This is a genomic window from Arthrobacter sp. TMP15 (assembly GCF_039529835.1).
Classification (GTDB): domain Bacteria; phylum Actinomycetota; class Actinomycetes; order Actinomycetales; family Micrococcaceae; genus Specibacter.
Window position 1 is genome coordinate 1284513 of sequence record NZ_CP154262.1, and the last position, 19115, is coordinate 1303627.

21 protein-coding genes are annotated in these 19115 nt (G+C 56.9%); 15 read left to right on the top strand and 6 right to left on the bottom strand.

Translation table 11 applies throughout. From position 1 onward, the window contains the following. Positions 1–185 precede the first annotated feature (185 nt). From AAFM46_RS05630 to AAFM46_RS05660, 7 genes are all read left to right on the top strand, one after another. Positions 186–722, top strand: a complete 537-nt coding sequence (locus AAFM46_RS05630; RefSeq protein ID WP_343319993.1) for a LysM peptidoglycan-binding domain-containing protein — start codon at positions 186–188, stop codon at positions 720–722. 343 nt (positions 723–1065) lie between these two features. Further along, positions 1066–2163, top strand: coding sequence for a histidinol-phosphate transaminase (locus AAFM46_RS05635; RefSeq protein WP_343319994.1), 1098 nt, complete (start codon positions 1066–1068; stop codon positions 2161–2163). 158 nt (positions 2164–2321) lie between these two features. Further along, positions 2322–2942 carry an imidazoleglycerol-phosphate dehydratase HisB gene (gene hisB, locus AAFM46_RS05640; RefSeq protein WP_283531092.1) on the top strand — a complete coding sequence of 207 codons (621 nt, stop codon included), beginning with the start codon at positions 2322–2324 and terminating at the stop codon, positions 2940–2942. Further along, positions 2939–3619: an imidazole glycerol phosphate synthase subunit HisH gene (gene hisH / locus AAFM46_RS05645; RefSeq protein WP_343319996.1), complete on the top strand. Its 681-nt coding sequence runs from the start codon at positions 2939–2941 to the stop codon at positions 3617–3619. The genes hisB and hisH overlap by 4 nt, the downstream gene beginning before the upstream one ends. Before the next feature lie 227 nt (positions 3620–3846). Then, positions 3847–4581, top strand: a complete 735-nt coding sequence (priA, locus tag AAFM46_RS05650; protein ID WP_343319997.1) for a bifunctional 1-(5-phosphoribosyl)-5-((5-phosphoribosylamino)methylideneamino)imidazole-4-carboxamide isomerase/phosphoribosylanthranilate isomerase PriA — start codon at positions 3847–3849, stop codon at positions 4579–4581. A gap of 3 nt (positions 4582–4584) precedes the next feature. After that, positions 4585–5475, top strand: coding sequence for an SseB family protein (locus tag AAFM46_RS05655; RefSeq protein ID WP_343319998.1), 891 nt, complete (start codon positions 4585–4587; stop codon positions 5473–5475). Positions 5476–5536: 61 nt separating this feature from the next. Then, on the top strand, positions 5537–7051 hold the full coding sequence (locus AAFM46_RS05660; protein WP_343320000.1) for an MFS transporter: 1515 nt from the start codon (positions 5537–5539) through the stop codon (positions 7049–7051). A gap of 111 nt (positions 7052–7162) precedes the next feature. Here AAFM46_RS05660 and AAFM46_RS05665 read toward each other — a convergent pair whose 3' ends face one another. Beyond that, positions 7163–7570: a DUF1844 domain-containing protein gene (locus AAFM46_RS05665; protein ID WP_283531087.1), complete on the bottom strand. Its 408-nt coding sequence runs from the start codon at positions 7568–7570 to the stop codon at positions 7163–7165. A gap of 279 nt (positions 7571–7849) precedes the next feature. Here AAFM46_RS05665 and infC point away from each other — a divergent pair, with 279 nt between their 5' ends. The 5 genes from infC to AAFM46_RS05690 all read left to right on the top strand — a co-directional run bounded on the left by infC (position 7850) and on the right by AAFM46_RS05690 (position 11980). Continuing rightward, complete coding sequence (gene infC, locus AAFM46_RS05670) at positions 7850–9043, top strand: translation initiation factor IF-3 (protein ID WP_343320001.1); 1194 nt, start codon at positions 7850–7852, stop codon at positions 9041–9043. A 104-nt stretch (positions 9044–9147) separates the two neighbouring features. Beyond that, complete coding sequence (rpmI, locus tag AAFM46_RS05675) at positions 9148–9342, top strand: 50S ribosomal protein L35 (protein WP_038467906.1); 195 nt, start codon at positions 9148–9150, stop codon at positions 9340–9342. Between the two features lie 109 nt (positions 9343–9451). Then, on the top strand, positions 9452–9835 hold the full coding sequence (gene rplT, locus AAFM46_RS05680) for a 50S ribosomal protein L20 (protein ID WP_283531085.1): 384 nt from the start codon (positions 9452–9454) through the stop codon (positions 9833–9835). 66 nt (positions 9836–9901) lie between these two features. Further along, positions 9902–10813 (top strand): RNA methyltransferase, encoded by a 912-nt coding sequence (locus AAFM46_RS05685; RefSeq protein ID WP_283531084.1) that lies wholly within the window; start codon positions 9902–9904, stop codon positions 10811–10813. A gap of 228 nt (positions 10814–11041) precedes the next feature. Further along, entirely contained in the window at positions 11042–11980 is a 939-nt protein-coding gene (locus tag AAFM46_RS05690; RefSeq protein WP_283531083.1) for a cation diffusion facilitator family transporter, read from the top strand. A gap of 85 nt (positions 11981–12065) precedes the next feature. Here the strand turns inward: AAFM46_RS05690 and AAFM46_RS05695 are convergent, their stop codons facing one another. After that, positions 12066–13298, bottom strand: a complete 1233-nt coding sequence (locus AAFM46_RS05695) for an MFS transporter (protein WP_283531082.1) — start codon at positions 13296–13298, stop codon at positions 12066–12068. Between the two features lie 138 nt (positions 13299–13436). Here AAFM46_RS05695 and AAFM46_RS05700 point away from each other — a divergent pair, with 138 nt between their 5' ends. Continuing rightward, entirely contained in the window at positions 13437–13877 is a 441-nt protein-coding gene (locus AAFM46_RS05700) for a (deoxy)nucleoside triphosphate pyrophosphohydrolase (protein ID WP_283531081.1), read from the top strand. 184 nt (positions 13878–14061) lie between these two features. Then, positions 14062–14253 carry a DUF5302 domain-containing protein gene (locus AAFM46_RS05705; protein WP_283531080.1) on the top strand — a complete coding sequence of 64 codons (192 nt, stop codon included), beginning with the start codon at positions 14062–14064 and terminating at the stop codon, positions 14251–14253. A gap of 67 nt (positions 14254–14320) precedes the next feature. On the opposite strand, the gene AAFM46_RS05710 is transcribed toward AAFM46_RS05705, so the two are convergent. Then, positions 14321–15502 carry an Rv2578c family radical SAM protein gene (locus tag AAFM46_RS05710; protein ID WP_343320003.1) on the bottom strand — a complete coding sequence of 394 codons (1182 nt, stop codon included), beginning with the start codon at positions 15500–15502 and terminating at the stop codon, positions 14321–14323. Positions 15503–15707: 205 nt separating this feature from the next. Between AAFM46_RS05710 and AAFM46_RS05715 the strand changes: the two genes are divergently transcribed. Beyond that, complete coding sequence (locus AAFM46_RS05715; RefSeq protein WP_283531078.1) at positions 15708–17207, top strand: long-chain fatty acid--CoA ligase; 1500 nt, start codon at positions 15708–15710, stop codon at positions 17205–17207. A gap of 165 nt (positions 17208–17372) precedes the next feature. Here AAFM46_RS05715 and AAFM46_RS05720 read toward each other — a convergent pair whose 3' ends face one another. Genes AAFM46_RS05720 through AAFM46_RS05730 form a run of 3 tightly spaced genes read right to left on the bottom strand, consistent with a single transcriptional unit; the run spans position 17373 to position 19110 of the window. After that, entirely contained in the window at positions 17373–18041 is a 669-nt protein-coding gene (locus AAFM46_RS05720) for an SIMPL domain-containing protein (protein ID WP_343320004.1), read from the bottom strand. Beyond that, the gene (locus AAFM46_RS05725) at positions 18038–18538 is read right to left on the bottom strand and encodes a hypothetical protein (RefSeq protein ID WP_343320006.1); all 501 of its coding nucleotides are present in this window, start codon (positions 18536–18538) and stop codon (positions 18038–18040) included. The genes AAFM46_RS05720 and AAFM46_RS05725 overlap by 4 nt, the downstream gene beginning before the upstream one ends. Next, positions 18535–19110: a hypothetical protein gene (locus AAFM46_RS05730; RefSeq protein WP_343320007.1), complete on the bottom strand. Its 576-nt coding sequence runs from the start codon at positions 19108–19110 to the stop codon at positions 18535–18537. The genes AAFM46_RS05725 and AAFM46_RS05730 overlap by 4 nt, the downstream gene beginning before the upstream one ends. Positions 19111–19115: the final 5 nt, after the last annotated feature.

The window sequence follows — 19115 nt, forward strand, 5'->3', positions numbered from 1 at the left end:
GCCACAAACCAAGCAATTTCAAACATTTGTTCTAGCAGCCCTTGGCAAGTGTCGTCTATAGATGCTAAAACTGTACTAGTAGCTAATTAGAACATACGTTCTATCGAAGATTTAGAGCATGGAAATTTGATCCGATGGATGTTGGTGGCCAGGGATCTTGATCCACGGCGAAAGGACCAGAAATCATGAATGCAATGGTTATCACCGCAACAACAAGCAGTAACAAGTACACAAGCTTCTTCCCCGTGGGCGGTTTTGTCCCCAGCCGGCTCAAGGGGCGAGCGAGCAGCGCTCCACAGGTAAGAGACGTGCAGAGCGGAGACGTGCAGAGCGGAGCCTTGCAGGGCGGAGTCGTGAAGGACGGGCTCGTGCAGAGTCAAGGCGCGCAGATGCGAGTGCAGTTGACTCGTCGTGGCAGGTTTGTACTCTTTGGTATCCCAGCTATAGCAGTCGCTGCGGTGATGGTTTTTGTATCCTTGGCCATCATCCTTGGCTCGATAGCGACTCCGGCACAGGCCTCCGCCAAGTATCCAGCCGTTGACATGGCTGATTACGCCGTGTCCGTGACAGTTCTGCAGGGAGATAGCCTGTGGAGTATCGCCCGCGCATCGAATCCAAACGGCGACGTCCGTGATGTAGTTCGAGAGATCGTAGCCCTGAACGAGTTAGGCAGCGCAGTTCTGCAGGCCGGACAGCACCTGTACGTACCAATTTCCAGATAAGAAGCAATTCACAGCACTTGTGGCTCCACAGCAGGACCAAGGCTCGAGTCTTGGAGTCTTGGAGGCCTGGCTGCTTAGCAGGTGCGGCCGCCTCGGCAACCGTTCGAGTGACGTCGCTGATTTCATTCGTTCATTGTTCGAATAAGGCTGCGGGTTGCATTCGTACGTTGCTTGACTAGCCTCCCGTTTGCAGGAGGGCGCTTGCGGGAGGCAATCTGAATGCGAGAGCCTGGATGAGGATAGCTGAGCCTGGATGAGGACAGATGCCAGCATGAGGCTGATATAGCGTCCGCATGGCGTCACCGTTTCGAACTTTCCAGCTCTCAGCAAATAAGCTTGGTCCATGGATCAGTTTGAACGCCTAAGCCAACTGCCGCTCCGTGACGATCTGCGTGGACAGCATCCCTATGGTGCACCCCAGCTTGATGTACCAATACTTTTGAATGTCAATGAGAATACTTTCGGTGTTCCTGCGGACGCCAGAGAAGCCATTCTTAGTGCGGTGGCAAGCGAGCTGGAAGGCCTTAATCGCTACCCTGACAGAGAATTCACTACTTTGCGTCAAGAACTGGCAGCATACCTAGGCCATGGGCTGGTCGAAGAGAACTTGTGGGCGGCCAATGGATCCAACGAAGTGCTGCAGCAGGTGCTGCAGGCTTTTGGTGGTCCTGGCCGCAGTGTTATGGGATTTCCTCCGACGTACTCGATGTACCCACTTTTGGCCAGCGGAACCGGCACAGCCTATTTGGCTGGGAACCGAGCCACTGACTATGCTTTGAGCGCGGAATCAGCTGCCGCACAGGTGCGCCACCATGGCCCCAACATAGTTTTCTTGTGCTCACCCAATAACCCAACGGGTACCGCCTTGGGCTTAGATGTTGTCAAAGCCGTTTATGACGCGGGCGAGGCAACGCAAACCATGGTCGTCGTCGATGAGGCCTATGCAGAGTTTGCACATGACGGGACGCCCAGCGCCCTCAGCCTCTTGCCTGGTCGTCCACGCCTACTGGTTTCGCGCACTATGAGCAAGGCATTCGCATTAGCCGGTGCCCGGTTGGGTTACATGGCCGCAGCTGCGGAAGTCACTGACGCACTGCGTTTAGTCCGGCTGCCCTACCACCTCTCGGCCATCACGCAGGCTACAGCGGTTGCCGCCCTACGGAATGCAACGTCATTGCTGGCCAACGTGGAGCGGATCAAGATCCAGCGGGATCGGATCGTTGAAGGACTAACACTGTTGGGACTCTCCCCAGCACCGTCGGATTCAAACTTTGTCTTCTTTGGCGGACTTGAAAAACCTCATGAGGTTTGGGAAGCCCTCCTGGCTCAGGGTGTTTTGATACGTGACGTTGGGATCCCCGGACACCTCCGCGTTACAGCGGGCACGGAAGCCGAGACAACTGCGTTCCTTGACGGGCTCCGCGGCATTCTTGCCGACTAATACGGGGCAATTTCACGCCGCCGTAAGTGTGGAACGGCACTGGTTGGGCTTTCCCACGTCTTGTCTTCTAAACTGGTATGAATCACTGAGGATCGTTCGAGCCCCATGCTGCCTGCAAACAGCGGGGGAACGAGCGCACAAATCAAAGGACTGCTGCAATGACTGAGACCACGCCCAGCCAGGGACGTACGGCCCGTTTGGAGCGAGCCACGAGTGAGTCCAGCGTCATGGTTGAGATCAACCTGGACGGTACAGGGGTGTCAACCATCGACACGTCCGTCCCGTTTTATGACCACATGCTGACGGCGCTTTCGAAGCACTCGCTGATCGACATGAACATCAAGGCTACGGGCGATACTCACATCGATGCGCACCACACGGTCGAAGATGTTGCCATCTCCTTGGGTGAAGTCTTGAAAGAAGCACTGGGCAACAAGGCAGGGATTCGCCGCTTTGGCGAGGCAACTGTGCCGTTGGATGAAGCGCTTGCCAACGCCGTTGTTGACCTTTCGGGGCGCCCCTACCTGGTCCACGGAGGGGAACCGGCCGGGCAGGAATATCACTTGATTGGTGGTCACTTCACAGGTTCCCTGACCCGTCACGTCTTTGAAGCCATTACCTTGCACGCGCAAATATGCCTGCACATGACTCTCATCGCAGGGAGGGATCCCCACCACATCGTCGAAGCGCAGTTCAAGGCCTTCGCCCGCGCGTTGCGTGCAGCTGTTGAACCTGATCCCCGGGTGACAGGGATTCCATCCACGAAGGGTCTTTTGTGAGCTCTGGAACAACAGGCATAGCAGCTGCGCACCAGCCAACAGTAACGGTTCTGGACTACGGTTCCGGCAATGTGCGCTCAGCAGTAAGGGCTCTAGAACGTGCAGGCGCTACTGTGACGCTCAGTGCCAAGCCTGATGATGTGCTTAACGCAGACGGACTTCTGGTGCCAGGCGTAGGCGCTTTTGGGTCAGTCATGACCGAGCTGAAAAACGTTGATGCGTTGAGAATGATTGGCCGTCGAGTTGCTGGAGGCCGTGCTGTTCTGGGTGTTTGCGTAGGTATGCAGGTCCTTTTTGACGCCGGTGTTGAACACGGACTTCATGCGGAAGGGATGGGGGAGTGGCCAGGAACGGTTGAGTTACTTCCCGCCGAAGTAGTTCCGCACATGGGCTGGAATACGGTCAAGGCCGCTGAAGGCTCAATGTTGTTTGACGGTGTTGAAAGCGAACGCTTCTACTTTGTGCATTCCTATGGTGTTCAGCAGTGGGACTTCGAGGTTTTGCAACCAAAGATGCGTCCACCGCTGGTGACCTGGTCCGAGCATGGCGCACCATTTATTGCTGCCATTGAAAATGGCCCTTTGTGTGCAACTCAGTTCCATCCGGAAAAATCGGGTGACGCCGGTGCGCGCCTCCTGCGCAATTGGGTGCTCTCGCTGACCAAGGTGGCCAAATAATGTGGTCGCTGCTGCTGATGGGCTTGGCTGGCTTGCTGATAGGCGGCGCTTACACGTTCTATCAGCAGAAAACGCCTCGGTGGATACCAATCAGTTTCGCTTTGCTCGCTGTCATGTCGCTGGTGGCAGCTTATATGTTCACGCTCTAAGTTTGCGGGGTAAGTTCTCCGCAGGCAGCTTTGTCGCTGTCACTTCACATATACAGATCAAATGACGTTGAGGAATCCATGACTACTCCCATTTTGGAATTGTTGCCCGCAGTAGACGTGGCGGACGGTCAGGCGGTGCGCCTGGTGCAGGGCGAGGCTGGCTCGGAAACCGGTTACGGTTCGCCCCTGGAAGCGGCGCTGAACTGGCAGAACGACGGCGCAGAATGGGTTCACCTTGTTGACCTCGACGCCGCATTCGGACGCGGCTCCAACGTTCAATTGTTGCGGGAAATGGTGGGTGCTCTGACTGTTAAGGTGGAGCTGTCTGGTGGCATCCGGGATGATGCTTCTTTGGAAGGTGCACTTGAATTGGGTGTTGGCCGGGTCAACTTGGGTACTGCTGCACTGGAGAACCCCGAATGGACTGCCAAGGTTATTGAACGCTTTGGGGACAAGATTGCTGTGGGACTAGATGTGCGTGGTACCACTTTGGCAGGTCGTGGCTGGACGAAAGAAGGCGGCGATATCTGGGAAGTTCTAGCACGCCTGGAGGATGCCGGCTGTGCCCGCTATGTTGTTACCGACGTTACTAAAGATGGCACGTTACGCGGACCTAATGTGGAACTGTTGCGTGAAATGTGCGCCCGTACGTCAAAGCCCGTTGTAGCATCGGGTGGAATTTCCAGCTTGGAGGACCTGCGTGTGTTGCGCGAACTAGTTGGCGCCGGTGTTGAAGGAGCCATCATTGGCAAGGCGCTGTATTCCGGAGCGTTCACGCTGCCGCAGGCACTTGATGTTGCAGGCCGCCGGTAGGTCATGACCGCGATGCCGAAGAAGGTTCTCCCGGGGCATATTGCCGCGGCTTTGGCTGGTGCCGGTGGTAGCCGGGATTCGGCCGGCCAGCCTTGGCAGGGCCGTGAGTTGGCAGGGGAACAGAAGTACCACAATTTTGACAACGACGACGGCGCTATAGACCCCAGCTATGCCGCCGCCCTTGAAGCACTGGCAACAGGCCATGGCAGCGAAGCCGAAGTTGTGGCTTCGCTGTCCACAATGCGTGTGTTTATTCCAATAGTGGCCAAGCTGGCGGAGCAAACGGTTGGCGCGAACGGCCTGGTCTCAGACAAAGAGTCTGACATGGCGCTGGTAACTGTGCAGGGTCCGGATGGCCGCTTAGCACTTCCAGTGTTCTCACACGCGGCGGCTTTGACGCGCTGGCATTGCGATGCGCGGCCCGTTGCCGTCTACGCAGCCCGTGCTGCCTTGTCTGCTGTTGCTGAAGAGGCTCAATTGTTGGTGCTGGATCCTGGTTCACAGCGGCCCTTTGTTATCAGGCGGCCGGCGGTGTGGGCGCTAGCCCAACAAAAAGACTGGCTGCCCAGTTACGCCGACCCTGTTGTTGATAAGGTGCTTCAAGCCTCCGTTGATGCGCTGGGACATCCCTTCGTGGTAAGCATTTCAGCAACCGCCGGTGAGGGCATAGGATCCCAGTGGGACACTTTGACTAAACCGGTTGGACAGTTGGTTTTAGGTGGAGGTACCGGCCCGGAGCTGAGTGTGACCTTAACACTGCGACCGGGACTTGATCGCTCAGAAGTAGACGATGTGTTGGCCAACCTGCAAGGATTTTGGGCAGCAAATGAAGACTTTGCCTTAGCCGTTGATTCGGTACAAATTCGGTTACTCAGCTCCAACCCGCAAAACTAATACATCGCTACGAAGCGCAGCTGCTTTTTTGTGATGGTGCACAAGAAAGAGTTGCTTCGCCGTGAATTTTATTGCTTACCGAAAAGTTCTCGCCATCGGGCAAGTGCGCAGGCTGCTGATAGTTGCCATGATCGCACGCATTCCACATGCCGCAGCCGGAGTCTTGTTGACCCTGCATGTGGTTGAAACCATGAAACTTAGTTATGCCTCCGCCGGTTTGGTGGCAGCGGCCATCACCATAGGTATGGCGTTCGGGGCTCCTTGGCGAGGGCGGCTTGTGGACATTTACGGTTTGCGTCGAGCCCTCATGCCTTCAGTCATTGCTGAAATTACTGTGTGGAGCGTTGCACCCTTCTTGAATTTCCAACTGCTCATCATTGCCGCAGTGATAGGCGGGCTTTTCGCTGTGCCCATCTTCTCGGTGGTGCGCCAAGCCCTGGGTGTTATGGTTCCTGCTGAACAGCGCAGAACCGCGTATGCGTTGGACTCGATGGGTGGGGAAATCACTTTCATGATCGGTCCAGCAGCTGGTGTCATGCTGGCAACCACTACTCACACTGTTGTTGGGCTTGTCATCATTGGCGTGAGTGCCTCCCTTGCAGGGGTTTTCCTGATGTGGTTCAATCCGCCCACCCGCACCGGTCAAAGTGGAGCCTACGTGGCCCTGGACGGTGCTCACGGCCAGCCAGTTCAAGACCGGGCAGAACCAAGCGCGCCGGAGCTGGATGGAAAGCATTTCCTGAAACGGTTGTGGCTCAGGTCCAGACACAGTCTGGGCTGGCTTAATATTGCGGTACTCGCCATCCTCGGGACGTCACTGGGAGCAGGGCTGGTCCTGGCCGGGACAAACGTGGGAATGGTAGCCACTATGCGGTACAACGATCGGGTGGGTGACCTTGGGATTGTCTTCTTCTTCTGGTGTGGTTCATCCATCATTGGTGCCATTATTTACGGGGCTTTGAAGCGATCCATCAATCCGTTGTGGCTGTTGATGGCGATGGCTATTTTGATTATTCCGATGGGATTTGCCACTACCGCGTGGACACTGGGTCTGCTCTGCATCCTGCCAGGATTGCTCTGCGCACCTGTCCTGACATCAAGTGCTGAGCACATTGCCGATCTGGTGTCCGAAAAACGCCGTGGCGAGGCTATGGGGTGGTATGGCTCATCCATGACCCTTGGCAGCGCCATGGGTGCACCTTTTGCCGGCGCCGTGATCGATAAGATCGCACCGTGGGCAGGCTTTGTGATCGTTGGGCTGATCTGCGGGGTACTAGCCATAATAGGCCTGGTTGCCATGGCACTTTGGCGGCGCCGCACAAAGAGCGTAAGCGGGGCAACACCAGCAGTGTTGAGCGCAGCAACATTGCAAGGCCACCCGAGCCCTGACGTTCTTGCGGATATGCGTGCACCCGGTGAATTGCCCGGTCTGGTAGAGATCAGCAGCATTGGCGCGGTAACTACCCTTGCTGGCCCTGGAAGTATGGCCAATGCACAAGACCACAATATTCCTCAGGACGCTCTTGAAGGCCATAAGAACCATGAAAGTCTAGAGCGTGAAAGCGAACCCGTGTGAGTGACAAACAGACCCCAAGAAAACATATGCCGCCGTTTCGTTTGCACGCCACCGCTACAACGGCGGAATGTGCAACCGCAACGGCGGCAAGTGGGGGACTACTAAGCGGAATTAGTTGACTGCGCCTGTGAACTTCTCGCCCGGGCCCTTGCCGGGGGCGTCTGGGAATTCCGAGGCCTCGCGGAATGCGAGCTGGAGTGAGCGTAAACCATCGCGCAATGGTCCGGCGTGCTGGCTGCCAATTTCAGGCGATGCGGCGGTCACGAAGCCGGCCAGAGCTGTGATGAGCTTGCGGGCTTCATCCAAATCCTTTAGCTCTTCTGCGCCAGGACCTGCAGCCAGTCCGCACTTAACTGCAGCGGCGCTCATGAGGTGAACGGCCGCCGTCGTAATGACTTCAATGGCCGGAACTTCAGCGATATCACGCACCACCGAAGCTGCCTCTGTGTCCGTCAGGGCCTCTTCGGGAGCGCTCTGAAACGTGTTGCGGGTGTCCGAATTATTATCTGGGGTACTCATGCTGCTAAGCTTGTCATAGACCGACTCGATGCTGTTATTTATCGTGTGTTCAAAAGATGAAAGTCATTTGGGCCATAACCTCTGCAGCAGAGAGTTTGCAAGTGGAGTCCTCTCCCACCTTTCGACCCAATATTGGCGTTGTCTGGTTCAGGTTGGCGCCTTTCCTTTGTGAAAGGCAGGTAATCCCTTTGACGGGGGTTCCGCGCCGATCATTCGAGGCCTCCATTGCATCAGCAAATTGGAGGCCTTCTTCGTTGCTGGTGGTACTCACCCTTTCTTATGCAACAGGAGCTACACATTAGCGAGCCACGCATCAATGATCGAATCCGCGTCCCCGAGGTGCGGTTGGTTGGGCCGGCAGGCGAACAAGTGGGAGTTGTCCGCATTGAGGACGCCCTCCGTTTAGCAGCCGAGTCCGACTTGGATCTGGTTGAGGTAGCGCCGACGGCAAAGCCGCCGGTGTGCAAACTGATGGACTTCGGCAAGTACAAGTACGAAGCCGCCGTCAAGGCTCGTGAAGCCCGCAAGAACCAGACCAACACCGTTTTGAAGGAAATTCGTTTCCGCCTCAAAATCGACAAACACGATTACGAGACCAAGCGCGGTCATGCTCTTCGCTTCCTCGGCGCCGGTGACAAGGTCAAGGCCATGATTCAGTTCCGTGGCCGTGAGCAGCAGCGCCCTGAAATGGGCATTCGTCTCCTGCAGAAGTTCGCTGCAGAGGTGGCCGAGGTTGGCGTTATCGAATCAAGCCCCCGTATTGACGGCCGCAACATGGTCATGGTTATCGGCCCGTTGAAGAACAAGGCTGAGGCCAAGGCTGAGGCGCGGCGCAACCAGCAGCGTGCGGATGCAAAGGCTCACAACGAGGCAGTTGCCAATGGCACCGCTCGTGTCGATGTGGACAGGGACAATAAAACGTCCATGACCCAGTCTTTGGCGGAACTACTTCCCGAAGGTTTGCACCTGAATGAGGACGTCCCGGCACTGGCCAGCAGCGATGCACAAAAAGAGTCGGCTCCTCTAACGCAGGAAGCCACGACTGTTGCATCGACAGCTACAAAGACAACTGCTACCGAAGCTCCTACTACGGATGCTTCCGCAACTGTTGCGGCACCTGCGGCAAGTGCTCCGGCAGAAAAGGCCGCTCCCGCCGTCGCACCTGCCAAGGCTCCCACGAAGGCGCCGGCAGCGAAAGCTGCGCCTCCCAAGGCTGCTACTGCGGCAAAGGCGCCCACCGCTAAGGCTCCCGTGGCGAAAGCTGCAGCAGCCAAGCCGGCCGTAGCTCCCAAGCCTGTTCCCGCGCCAAAGCCTGTTACCGCAAAGCCCATCCCCATGCCGAAGCCCATGGCAAAGCCTGCAGCTGCAAAGCCTGCAAGCAAGCCTGCAGCCAAAGCAGCAGCAAAACCGGCTGCCAAGCCCGCCTCTGAAAAGAGTGCACCGGCGGCCGAAACCCCCAACTCGGCTGAATAAGGTCTTCACCTTTTCAGCAGTGAATACACCCACACAGTGACCCAACCGGTCGCTGCAAGAGAACCACAGGCAGCGCCGGTGGATACGTAAGGAGACAGGTCCTCATGCCTAAAATGAAGACACATAGTGGTGCGAAGAAGCGATTCAAGCTGACCGGTTCCGGTAAGCTGCGTCGCCAGCAGGCCAACCGCCGCCACTACCTGGAGCACAAGCCTTCCAGCTTGAAGCGTCGCCTGAAGGGTGACCTGTTGGTCGCCAAGGCTGATGTGCGCAACATCAAAAAGATGCTCGGCATCTAATTTCGCAAGTCAATCGGTGTCCTTCCCAGTTCCGGGACTGACACCAATCCAAACAAAGCCTTCCCCGGCATGATTGGCTTGGGATCTTTAAAATTGAAGGAGTACGCACGTGGCACGTGTGAAGAGGGCCGTAAACGCCCACAAAAAGCGTCGGGTTGTTCTTGAGCGCGCAAAGGGTTACCGCGGACAGCGTTCACGCCTTTACCGTAAGGCCAAAGAGCAGCTGCTGCACTCGTTTGTGTACAGCTATGGCGACCGCCGCAAGCGCAAGGGTGACTTCCGTCGCCTCTGGATCCAGCGTATCAACGCTGCATCACGCGCCAACGGCCTGACCTACAACCGTTTGATCCAGGGCCTGAAGGCTGCGCAGATCGAGGTTGACCGTCGCATGCTGGCCGATCTGGCTGTGAACGACGCCGGTGCTTTCGCCGCTTTGGTGAACATCGCAAAGGCTGCACTGCCTGCTGACACGTCAGCACCTGCAGCGAAGTAATTCCAGTTTTGTCCTAGGAACTTAGCGGTTCCAAGTTCTTGCCGTGTGACTGCTAAAGTCCTAAGCATGAATGCACCCGGGCGCCCACCAGCAGAAGCAATGACCAATCCTCGAGCAGATCGAGTGAGGGATGTTGCCAAGCTGGTTGGGCGCTCGAGCCGTTTAAAGCGACGACAGTTTTTAGCTGAGGGCCCGCAAGCCGTGCGGGAGGCTCTGCGTGCCCACCGCGAATGTCTTGCAGCAGGAGGCACCGCAGTGGTTGAGGCACTTTACGCAACTGTGGAGAGCTTGCGGAAATACCCCGAACTGCTTGAGGCGGCCTCCGCTCCCATCGCACGTTTGCAGGTGCGGATCGCCAGCGAGCTTGTGCTGGCGGCCATGACAGACACTCTCACTCCGCAAGGTATGGTGGCCGTGTGCAACTTCGTGGATGTCCCTTTGGCGCAGGTGATGGCCTCCAAACCCAAGCTGATCGCCATGTTGTGCCGTGTGCAGGATCCAGGCAATGCCGGAACTGTCCTGCGGGCAGCCGATGCTGCCGGCGCTGACGCCGTCATTTTCTCCCAGTCAAGTGTAGATATTTACAATCCGAAGGCAGTCCGTGCAACTGCCGGCTCGTTGTTTCATCTGCCGGTTGTGCTGGGTGCAGACCTCACCGAGGTCGTGGCCGCTGCGAAGGCGGCCGGTGTGGGCGTCCTGGCCGCTGATGGCTATGGCCAATTGAATTTGGACTTGCTGCAGGACGAAAGTGCCGCTCGGTCCTTTGACCAGCAAATCCCCGACTCCACTTACGATCTGGAAGATCCCACAGTGTGGCTCTTTGGCAATGAAGCCCAAGGATTGGCGGGGGAGGAGAAGGCGTTGGCTGACCACCGAGTGGCAGTGCCCGTATACGGTGCGGCAGAGTCCTTGAACCTCGGCACAGCCGCTACCGTGTGCCTCTACGCCAGTGCGAGGGCCCAGCGCCGCGGTGCCTAGATTCTTTTTCTGATCGCCTTTTTGTGGACCTGGTGAGAGCTCAACTCTTTTACCGCGTACGACGGCGGGAGCTGCGCCAGGCAGTGAGGCCCACCAGCGCTGAAGTACTGGTGCAGCCACCGTTACGAATGGGTGCTTGAGTGCCGGGGCGACTGTAAACTCTTTTTTGTGGACAGCGCGTCCAGGCAGGTCGGTTTCGACTCTGCTAAGAGTTGAGGGGAAGTACCTGTGTCTCACGAAGGTGGAAGCAAGGCGATAGTTGCCGCGCTAATTGCGAATCTGTCCATTGCCGTGATGAAGTTCCTAGCGTATTTTTTGACGCTTTCTTCATCGATGCTGGCGGAGGGCATTCACTCCGTAGCCGACTCGGGAAACCAGCTGTTATTGCTGATTGGCGGCAAAAAGTCCAAACGCCAAGCGAGTGCTGAACATCCCTTTGGCTACGGCCGCGAACGCTACATCTACGCTTTCATTGTCTCCATTGTGTTGTTCAGTGTTGGTGGACTGTTCGCCCTCTATGAGGCATTCCAGAAATGGCAGCATCCCCACGGTATGGAACCGCAGTGGGCGTGGGTACCCGTTGTGGTGTTGCTGGGGGCGATCGCGTTGGAGGGCCGCTCATTCTATGTCGCTGTCAAAGAATCCAACGTAACGCGAGGCAAGCGCAGCTGGGCGCAATTCATTAAAACGGCAAAGGCCCCGGAACTTCCTGTGGTGCTGCTGGAGGATTCGGCGGCACTTGTGGGTTTGGTCTTCGCACTCTTTGGCGTATCCATGACTATAGCCACCGGCAACGGTTTGTGGGATGCAGCAGGTACAGCATTAATTGGTGTGCTTCTGGTGTGTGTGGCTGTCATTCTGGCCTTGGAGACGAAGTCGTTGCTCTTGGGAGAGTCTGCAAACGCTGGTGACATACAGGCTGTTGAAGCCGCCCTCGTTGGCGAGGGAGTGAGCAGGATTATCCACCTAAAAACCCTGCACCTTGGTCCTGAGGAACTGCTGGTGGCAGCCAAGATCGCTGTTGATGCCTGCGAAACTGGATTGCAGATTGCCGAAGCCATTAACGCTGCCGAGAAACGTGTTCGGGCAGCTGTTCCGATTGCCAAGGTCATCTACCTAGAGCCAGATATTTACACTGCCACTCATGAGCCTGAAGCTCTGCCCTAACCGACGTTAAGTGAGCGAGCGTTGAGCAGAAACCGACGTTAAGTGAGCGAGCGTTGAGCAGAAACCGACGTTAAGTGAGCGAGCGTCAGCTGGTGGGGGATGGGCTCAGCTGGGCTTTTTTCTGGCCACGTTTGTCCAGGAACCCACTGAACAAGGCAATGCCAAGTCCCAATACGGCTAGAACCGCACCCACCAAGGCTGGAGCCGTGTAGCCCCATCCCCAGGTGATGACCAGCCCACCGAGAAAGGCGCCAAGCGCATTAGCCAGGTTTAGTGCAGAGTGGTTTAACGAGGACGCCAACGTTGGCGCCCCCGGGGAAACATCCAGCAGTCTTGTTTGCAGCGAGGGAATGAGCATGGCGCCTGAGGCGCCAATGACAAAGATCATGAGCAGGGCCATCCATTGAATGTGAACTGAGAGCGCATAAATGACAAGCATCGCTGCAATAAAGCCCATGACAAGGTAGATGCTGCCCATGACGGACCAGTCGGCAATCCGCCCGCCCACATAGTTTCCAACCACCATGCCCACCCCGTACAGACCAACAATGATCGGCAGGAAGTCGGAGGCGAAGCCGGCAACATCGGTCATGGTGTTGGCAACGTAAGTGTAGACGGCAAAGAAGCCGCCAAAACCGACTACCCCGATCAGGAGCGTCAGCCACATCTGCCCGCGGCGAAGGGCGCTCAGCTCGTTGCGCAGGCTAGCGTCCGGGTGTGCTTTCTGTGCGGGAACGAAGATGGACATGCACACCATGGTGATCACACCAATGAGGGCGACCAAAACGAACAGCCAGCGCCACCCGAACTGCTGACCTACAAAGGTCGCCAGTGGTACACCAAGGACATTGGCTACGGACAAGCCCATCATGACCATGGAAATTGCCCTGCCGCGCTTTGTTGGCGCAACCATCGATGCAGCCAGCACTGCAGCAACACCAAAGAATGCACCGTGGGGCAGCCCGGCAATGAAACGAGTGATCAAAAGCGTTGTGTAGTCATTGGCGAAAACCGAGAGCAGGTTGCCTACAGTAAAAAGGGCCATCAAACTTAGCGCCAATGCCTTGCGTGGCATTTTGGCGCTGACGGCGATCAACAGTGGCGCACCAATGACAACACCCAGCGCGTAGGCAGAGATCACGTGTCCGGCCGTTGGGACGCTGACGCCCACACCTTCAGCGACGTTGGGCAGAAGACCCATCATGGCAAATTCGGTGGTGCCGATCCCAAACCCGCCGATGGCCAGAGACAAGATTGCCCAGGCCACAACCTTTGGTGATGCGGGCGTGGTGTCGCGCAGGTTTTTAACCAGGGTCATGAATAATACTTTCGCAGGGTGGATTTCCTCCGCATCCGCTCTGTGCTGGGCGGGCGGTGCCGGCGCCGATTTGTCGGGGCCATGCGGTGCAAGACATCTAGATGCCAGCTCCAGTCTAGTTCGCCATAGACTAAAGCTGTGACTACGCAGAAACAGATAGTGGGCGCGGCCCTCGTGGATTCTTTGGAAAAACCTTCGATGCTTTTAGCTGCAAGACGCAGTGCCCCACCTGAGTTGGCCGGGTTGTGGGAGTTTCCAGGAGGGAAAATTGAGCCCGGTGAAGCCCCGCAGGAAGCCCTACACAGGGAGTTGTTGGAGGAGCTGGGGGTCAAGTCTGTTTTGGGTGCTGAACTGTGCTGCCCAACCGCCGAGGGCTGGCCGTTGAATGCTCATGCCTCCATGCGCGTGTGGCTGGCCACCGTGATCGACGGCACACCAGAACCGTTGGAGGATCACGACATGTTGCAATGGGTTGAGCTGGCGGGACAACAGATCTTTGACTTGGACTGGATTCCGGCAGATCGCCCTATTGTGCACGCGTTGGTGAGTTTCACCTCCCGAGCGCAAACGACGCACTGATAGTTTTCTTCCGGCTGTTTGGCAGGCGTCGTTGAACGGCCAGCGTATGGCCGCAGGGAGCCGCAGCGAGTTGTTGGCAAGTGCTTGCCAGGGGGTGCACGTGGAGAATAAATGGCTGCACAGGTGTTGAATATTGCGTGCCCTGTGCCAGACTAAGTGCAGAAGACCCCAAGGAGGTTGTGCCATGACGAGTGAAAACCACGACGAACAAGCCCCCAACGGTGCCAGTGAGGAAACCAAAGAAAAGTTTCGACAGGCGCTGGAAAACAAGAAGAACAAGCAGCATGGCAGTGTTGGCGCCGCTAGCGATGCAAAAATCAACGCATCACACGGTGCAGCCAGTCACAAACGTGAGTTCCGCCGCAAGAGCGGATAACCCGCGGTTGCACCCCACAGGGGCTGACCACAACTGAGTTTCTGCAGCAGCGAGCCTAGATGTGTGTTTAGAACAATGTGGGGGCAAGACTGATTGAGGCGGGACTCTCCACGGAGGGTCCCGCTTTTTTGCTACCGGTACTGGACTGCTCCCTTAAAGTTGTGCTGGCAGGTGCGGTGGCCTGGGAGCTCATTTCAGGCAGGCTGCCTGGGGGATATTGTGCCTCTTCCTGCCGTGGGTCATGAACAAATCCCTGAGATATGAAGCCATGCCTGAGCTTGGCTTTTTTCACACGAAGGGCAAGCCACTGGCGGTATTCCTTAGAGGCATACGCGCCTGATCCGTAGAGATGCTGATAACGTCCCACCAATGCGGGATGTTCCCGAGCCAACCATTGCATGAACCACTCTCTGGTCCCTGCCCGCAAATAGAGGGCGCCAGCGCTTACTCCCGTGGCTCCGGCAGCAGCTAACGCCGCCAGCAGCGAATCCAGAGCCTGCTCAGAATCGGTCAACCACGGCAGAATAGGCATCGCCATGACACCGCAGGGAAGCCCGGCGTCTCGCAATCTGGTGATCAGGCCCAGCCGAGCCTTGGGTGTGGGAGTGCCAGGCTCCAGCGTATGAGCCAACTCCTGGTCCACAAGCGCCAGCGAGATACCCATGCCAATGCTGACCTGTTCTCCGGCCTGACGGAGCAAGGGGATATCTCTGGCCAGTAAGGTGCCTTTCGTCAAGATGGAGAATGGTGTCCCTGAGTCAGCGAGGGCGCTGATGATTCCAGGCATGAGCTTATAGCGGCCTTCAGCGCGTTGGTAGGGATCCGTGTTGGTTCCCAACGCCACATGCTCGTGCTTCCATGAGGCCTTGAATAGTTCTTTGCGCAACACTTCTGCCACGTTAGCTTTGACAACAACCTGGGAATCAAAATCAACTCCAGGGTCAAAATCTAAATATGTGTGGCTTTTGCGGGCGAAGCAGTAGACGCACGCATGGGAGCAGCCGCGGTATGGGTTTACTGTCCAAGTAAAAGGCATGGCCGAACTGGGCGGCACCTTGTTCAGGGCCGACTTTGAAAGCACTTCATGAAAAGTAATTCCGGCAAACTCTGGTGTCTGCACGCTTTTGAGAAGTCCGGCCAACGGCAGCAGCGGCTGTGCCCCGGGTAAGCCCATTGCAGCAACGTCCACGGCACTGCTGGTTTGCTCGGGGAAGAGTGGCTGATTGAGTTCCTGGTTTGTCCACCGCATAATTTATTAGAACATATATTCTATTCCACATCAAGAACCGGAATATAAATGTTTGCTACTCGCCAGTAGCACCGTGCGCTGAATCACGCTTATTGGCATTATGGTGGAGGCATAGGGACATTGAAGTCCCCACTGCCGGTGTGGTCCCTGATCAGAAGTGATCGTTTCCCCGCCGCCGGAGAACCCTCAGCACAAAGGAGCAATCATGACGAACTTGGCCACTATCGTCCCCGCATCGGCGGCACGAAATCCCGGCGGGATTGCCATCAAGCTGGATGACATTGAGCTCTCCTTTGGTGCGCTGGAGGTGCTTAGCTCCAAGGTGGCGGCACTGTTGGCGCAGCGCGGTGTTGAGCCAGGAGACAGGGTGGCCTTAATTTCACCGAACCTGCCTCAAATGCCGCCCATCTACTATGGAATCCTGCGTTATGGTGCCATCGTCGTGCCGTTAAACCCGTTGCTAAAGTCTCGCGAAGTTGCCTACCACCTCAAGGATTCAGGAGCCAAGCTGGCTTTCGCTTGGGAAGGCGTCATTGGGGAAGTTGAAGCTGGAGCTGCAGATACAGGTACCTCGATCATTTCCATCGACGCTGCGTTCATGACGTTGTTGGCGCCGCTTGAGCCGTTAGCCGGGGTTGCTGAGGCTGAAAAGAATGACACTGCAGTCATTCTTTACACTTCAGGAACCACGGGCAAGCCTAAGGGCGCCGAACTTACCCATGAGAACTTGCGCAGCAACGCTGAAGTCTCGGTTAAGCTCTTCGGCAGCAGCGACGGAGACGTGATATTCGGTGGACTACCCTTCTTCCACATCTTTGGCCAGACCTGCGCACTGAACTCATCCGTGATGGCCGGAGCAACAGTGACGCTGCTGCCCAGATTTGATCCGGTCAAAGCCTTGGAGATCATTCAGCGCGATAAGGTCACCATCTTTGAAGGCGTTCCGAGCATGTATGTGGCTTTGCTGCGTGCCCCCGGGCGGGAAAACTACGACCTGAGCAGTTTGCGCTTGGCGGCCTCAGGCGGCTCAGCGCTGCCGGTAGAAATTCTGCGTGAATTTGAATCAACGTTCCAGGCCACGCTGTTGGAGGGCTACGGACTCTCAGAAACCTCGCCTGTGATCACCTTCAACCAGACCGACGGAATCCGCAAGGCCGGCTCTATTGGCACTATGGTGACTGGCGCACAGCTGCGGATTGTTGATGAAGCTGGTGCCGACGTTGAACCTGGTGCTGTGGGCGAGATCGCTGTGGCTGGGCCCTTTGTGATGAAGGGGTACTGGAACAATCCAGAAGCAACTGCTGCTGCGATCCCCGATGGTTGGTTCCGCACAGGAGACTTGGGTCGTAAGGATGAAGATGGTGTGTACTTCATCGTGGACAGGAAGAAGGACATGATCCTGCGTGGCGGTTACAACATTTACCCGCGCGAGATTGAGGAAGTCCTGTATGAGCACCCTGCCGTTGCTGAGGCTGCCGTGTTGGGCAGGCCCGACGCCGCCCACGGCGAAGAGATCTGCGCTGCGGTTGCGTTGAAGGAAGGTGCTGCGGGTTCCGAGGATCTGGAAGCGCTCGCCGCCGACATCAAGGAGTTCGTCAAGGCCCGCGTTGCCGCCTACAAATATCCACGCAAGATCATGATCATGGATGCCCTCCCCAAGGGACCTACCGGAAAGATTCTCAAGCGCGAGATCGACGCTTCCTAGGCGCAGTAGTTTGGGCTGTGAGTAGTCCACTCAGAGCACAGAGTACAGGGCATAGATGGCGCCTGCGCGGCCCGGTGAATAAATCACCCGGGCCGCGCAGGCGCCATCCCAATAACTCCTATTGCATACTCCTCTTGAATGTGGGTTGGCACCAATGGATCGAAACTAGATCAGCAACCAGGTGACCTGGACGGCCATAGAGACGCTGCTTTGCCCAGGTTCTATGGTCATTGAACTATCTGAAGATAAAGCAGTGCGCACCATCGTTGACCGCTGTGGCACCTCAGGAACGGTGCCCTCACAAATATTGCTCACGGCACCCAACGAACGTCCGGCCAATTGCGCATATAGTTCGGCTGCCCGCGTAGCATCGGCCCAGGCTTGAGTTCGGGCGCCGTCATATGCAGCGGTGAGGTCCGAGACTATGGCGCTCATCCCATTCAAACGAACGTTGTTATTTCCCGTGTCTACAACGGCGGCAATGATGTCTTCGCCGCCTTGGTCGTAGCGCAGGGCCACCGTCAGCGTGCTGGAGACCGTATAACCAGTCACCACCGACCCTGTGCCTTCCTGCCACCTGGTATCTGCCCGCACGTCCAGTGACGACGAGCCAAGCGCATCCCGTGACACCTCACGAGCAAGCAGTGCGGCATTGACTGCATTCAGGGCTTCGCTGGCGTTTGCGTACGCCTCGCGCACAGTTGGCGCGGCAGCCTCGATGCCAATGTTGATATTGAAATAGTCGGGGGTCGTCTGCACAGTGCCTTGACCCGTGACGGTAACGGTGTTGGTCAGTGCAGAAGATGTCAGTGCAGAAGTGTTGAGTGCAGTCATGACGGCGTCCCTTTCCATGGTGCTCTGGGGTGAGTTGTTTTCAAAGAGGTGAAGCGGCAAAAATAGTTCCGCAGCGCCGGCAACCGAGCGATCGTGGGTAGCTCACGGTAACCGCCCAAGGCCAAACCGGCATTTTGTTCAAAGAAGTTTCGGCTTCCGGGATCACCCGTACGCCACAAGGAGTACACCGCACACGCCGCGTACAAAGGCAAGAATGGCAGGCCCAGGCACCAGGCATACTGTGTTGCGTGGCCGGCTTCGTGCTCCAACAGATCCGGACGGGAGTCAATGAACCTCCGGTCAGCTCGATAGAAAATCACGTTGCCTACAGTAAACGCTCCCGCCAACGGAAGCTTGGGCCGGTAATTCGTCCCAAAGATCAATCCCTGCGGACCCTTTTCAACCCTTGTCCGGGTTAACACGGCCAGGAGCAGTCCCGCACCGGTAGAAAAGTTAAGGGTGTTGGCAATGCAACGGATGTGGAGGGAGGTTTTCACGAACTAATCTCCTGTGGCTCCAGGGTATGGCTGTCGGCAATGGCCAGTGCCGCGAGTGCGTTCGCGGTTGCCGGTTTGGACTTCCCGCAGTTATCCAGCGGCCACTGAATATGGACTGCATCGGCTGTTCCGTTCACCAGCCAGAGCTCCGGCAAGCGCTCCCCATAGTCCAGACAGTTGGCAACACCGCCCTTGTCACTGGGTTCGGCAAGGGCTGCCAACAAGGCGCTATAGTCGCCAGTGAGATGCTCTTGGAGCACTGTGCTCTTTGCCGGAGCCGGTGACGTTGTTGAATCAGCAGAAGGAAACTGGCGCTCAAAGGTGCAGCGCACCACATCTACTGGGAGAAATTGCTCAGGAACTCGCCCCATCAGTTTCGTTGAGGGATCCGTGGAATCAGTGCCCGTCCCTGTAGGCAGGGAACAATCCACTGTGCTCTGGATGGCTGCTGGTTCCGGCAAGTAGTGTTCCAGCAGGTAGGGGGACGATGAACTGCATCCGGCCAGCAGCAGCGCTGTGGCAGCCAATGCCGCTGTGACGGAGCCAGTTGCCCCGCTCTTGATGACCCTCACTGTGT

Bases quoted from the DNA above. Each gene is read 5' to 3' on its own strand.
- AAFM46_RS05705 (WP_283531080.1), top strand. From the start codon at position 14,062: ATGACGAGTGAAAACCACGACGAACAAGCCCCCAACGGTGCCAGTGAG.
- AAFM46_RS05715 (WP_283531078.1), top strand. From the start codon at position 15,708: ATGACGAACTTGGCCACTATCGTCCCCGCATCGGCGGCACGAAATCCC.
- infC (WP_343320001.1), top strand. From the start codon at position 7,850: ATGCAACAGGAGCTACACATTAGCGAGCCACGCATCAATGATCGAATC.
- rpmI (WP_038467906.1), top strand. From the start codon at position 9,148: ATGCCTAAAATGAAGACACATAGTGGTGCGAAGAAGCGATTCAAGCTG.
- AAFM46_RS05685 (WP_283531084.1), top strand. From the start codon at position 9,902: ATGAATGCACCCGGGCGCCCACCAGCAGAAGCAATGACCAATCCTCGA.
- AAFM46_RS05655 (WP_343319998.1), top strand. From the start codon at position 4,585: ATGACCGCGATGCCGAAGAAGGTTCTCCCGGGGCATATTGCCGCGGCT.
- AAFM46_RS05695 (WP_283531082.1), bottom strand. From the start codon at position 13,298: ATGACCCTGGTTAAAAACCTGCGCGACACCACGCCCGCATCACCAAAG.
- AAFM46_RS05665 (WP_283531087.1), bottom strand. From the start codon at position 7,570: ATGAGTACCCCAGATAATAATTCGGACACCCGCAACACGTTTCAGAGC.
- priA (WP_343319997.1), top strand. From the start codon at position 3,847: ATGACTACTCCCATTTTGGAATTGTTGCCCGCAGTAGACGTGGCGGAC.
- hisB (WP_283531092.1), top strand. From the start codon at position 2,322: ATGACTGAGACCACGCCCAGCCAGGGACGTACGGCCCGTTTGGAGCGA.
- AAFM46_RS05635 (WP_343319994.1), top strand. From the start codon at position 1,066: ATGGATCAGTTTGAACGCCTAAGCCAACTGCCGCTCCGTGACGATCTG.
- AAFM46_RS05630 (WP_343319993.1), top strand. From the start codon at position 186: ATGAATGCAATGGTTATCACCGCAACAACAAGCAGTAACAAGTACACA.
- AAFM46_RS05710 (WP_343320003.1), bottom strand. From the start codon at position 15,502: ATGCGGTGGACAAACCAGGAACTCAATCAGCCACTCTTCCCCGAGCAA.
- AAFM46_RS05720 (WP_343320004.1), bottom strand. From the start codon at position 18,041: ATGACTGCACTCAACACTTCTGCACTGACATCTTCTGCACTGACCAAC.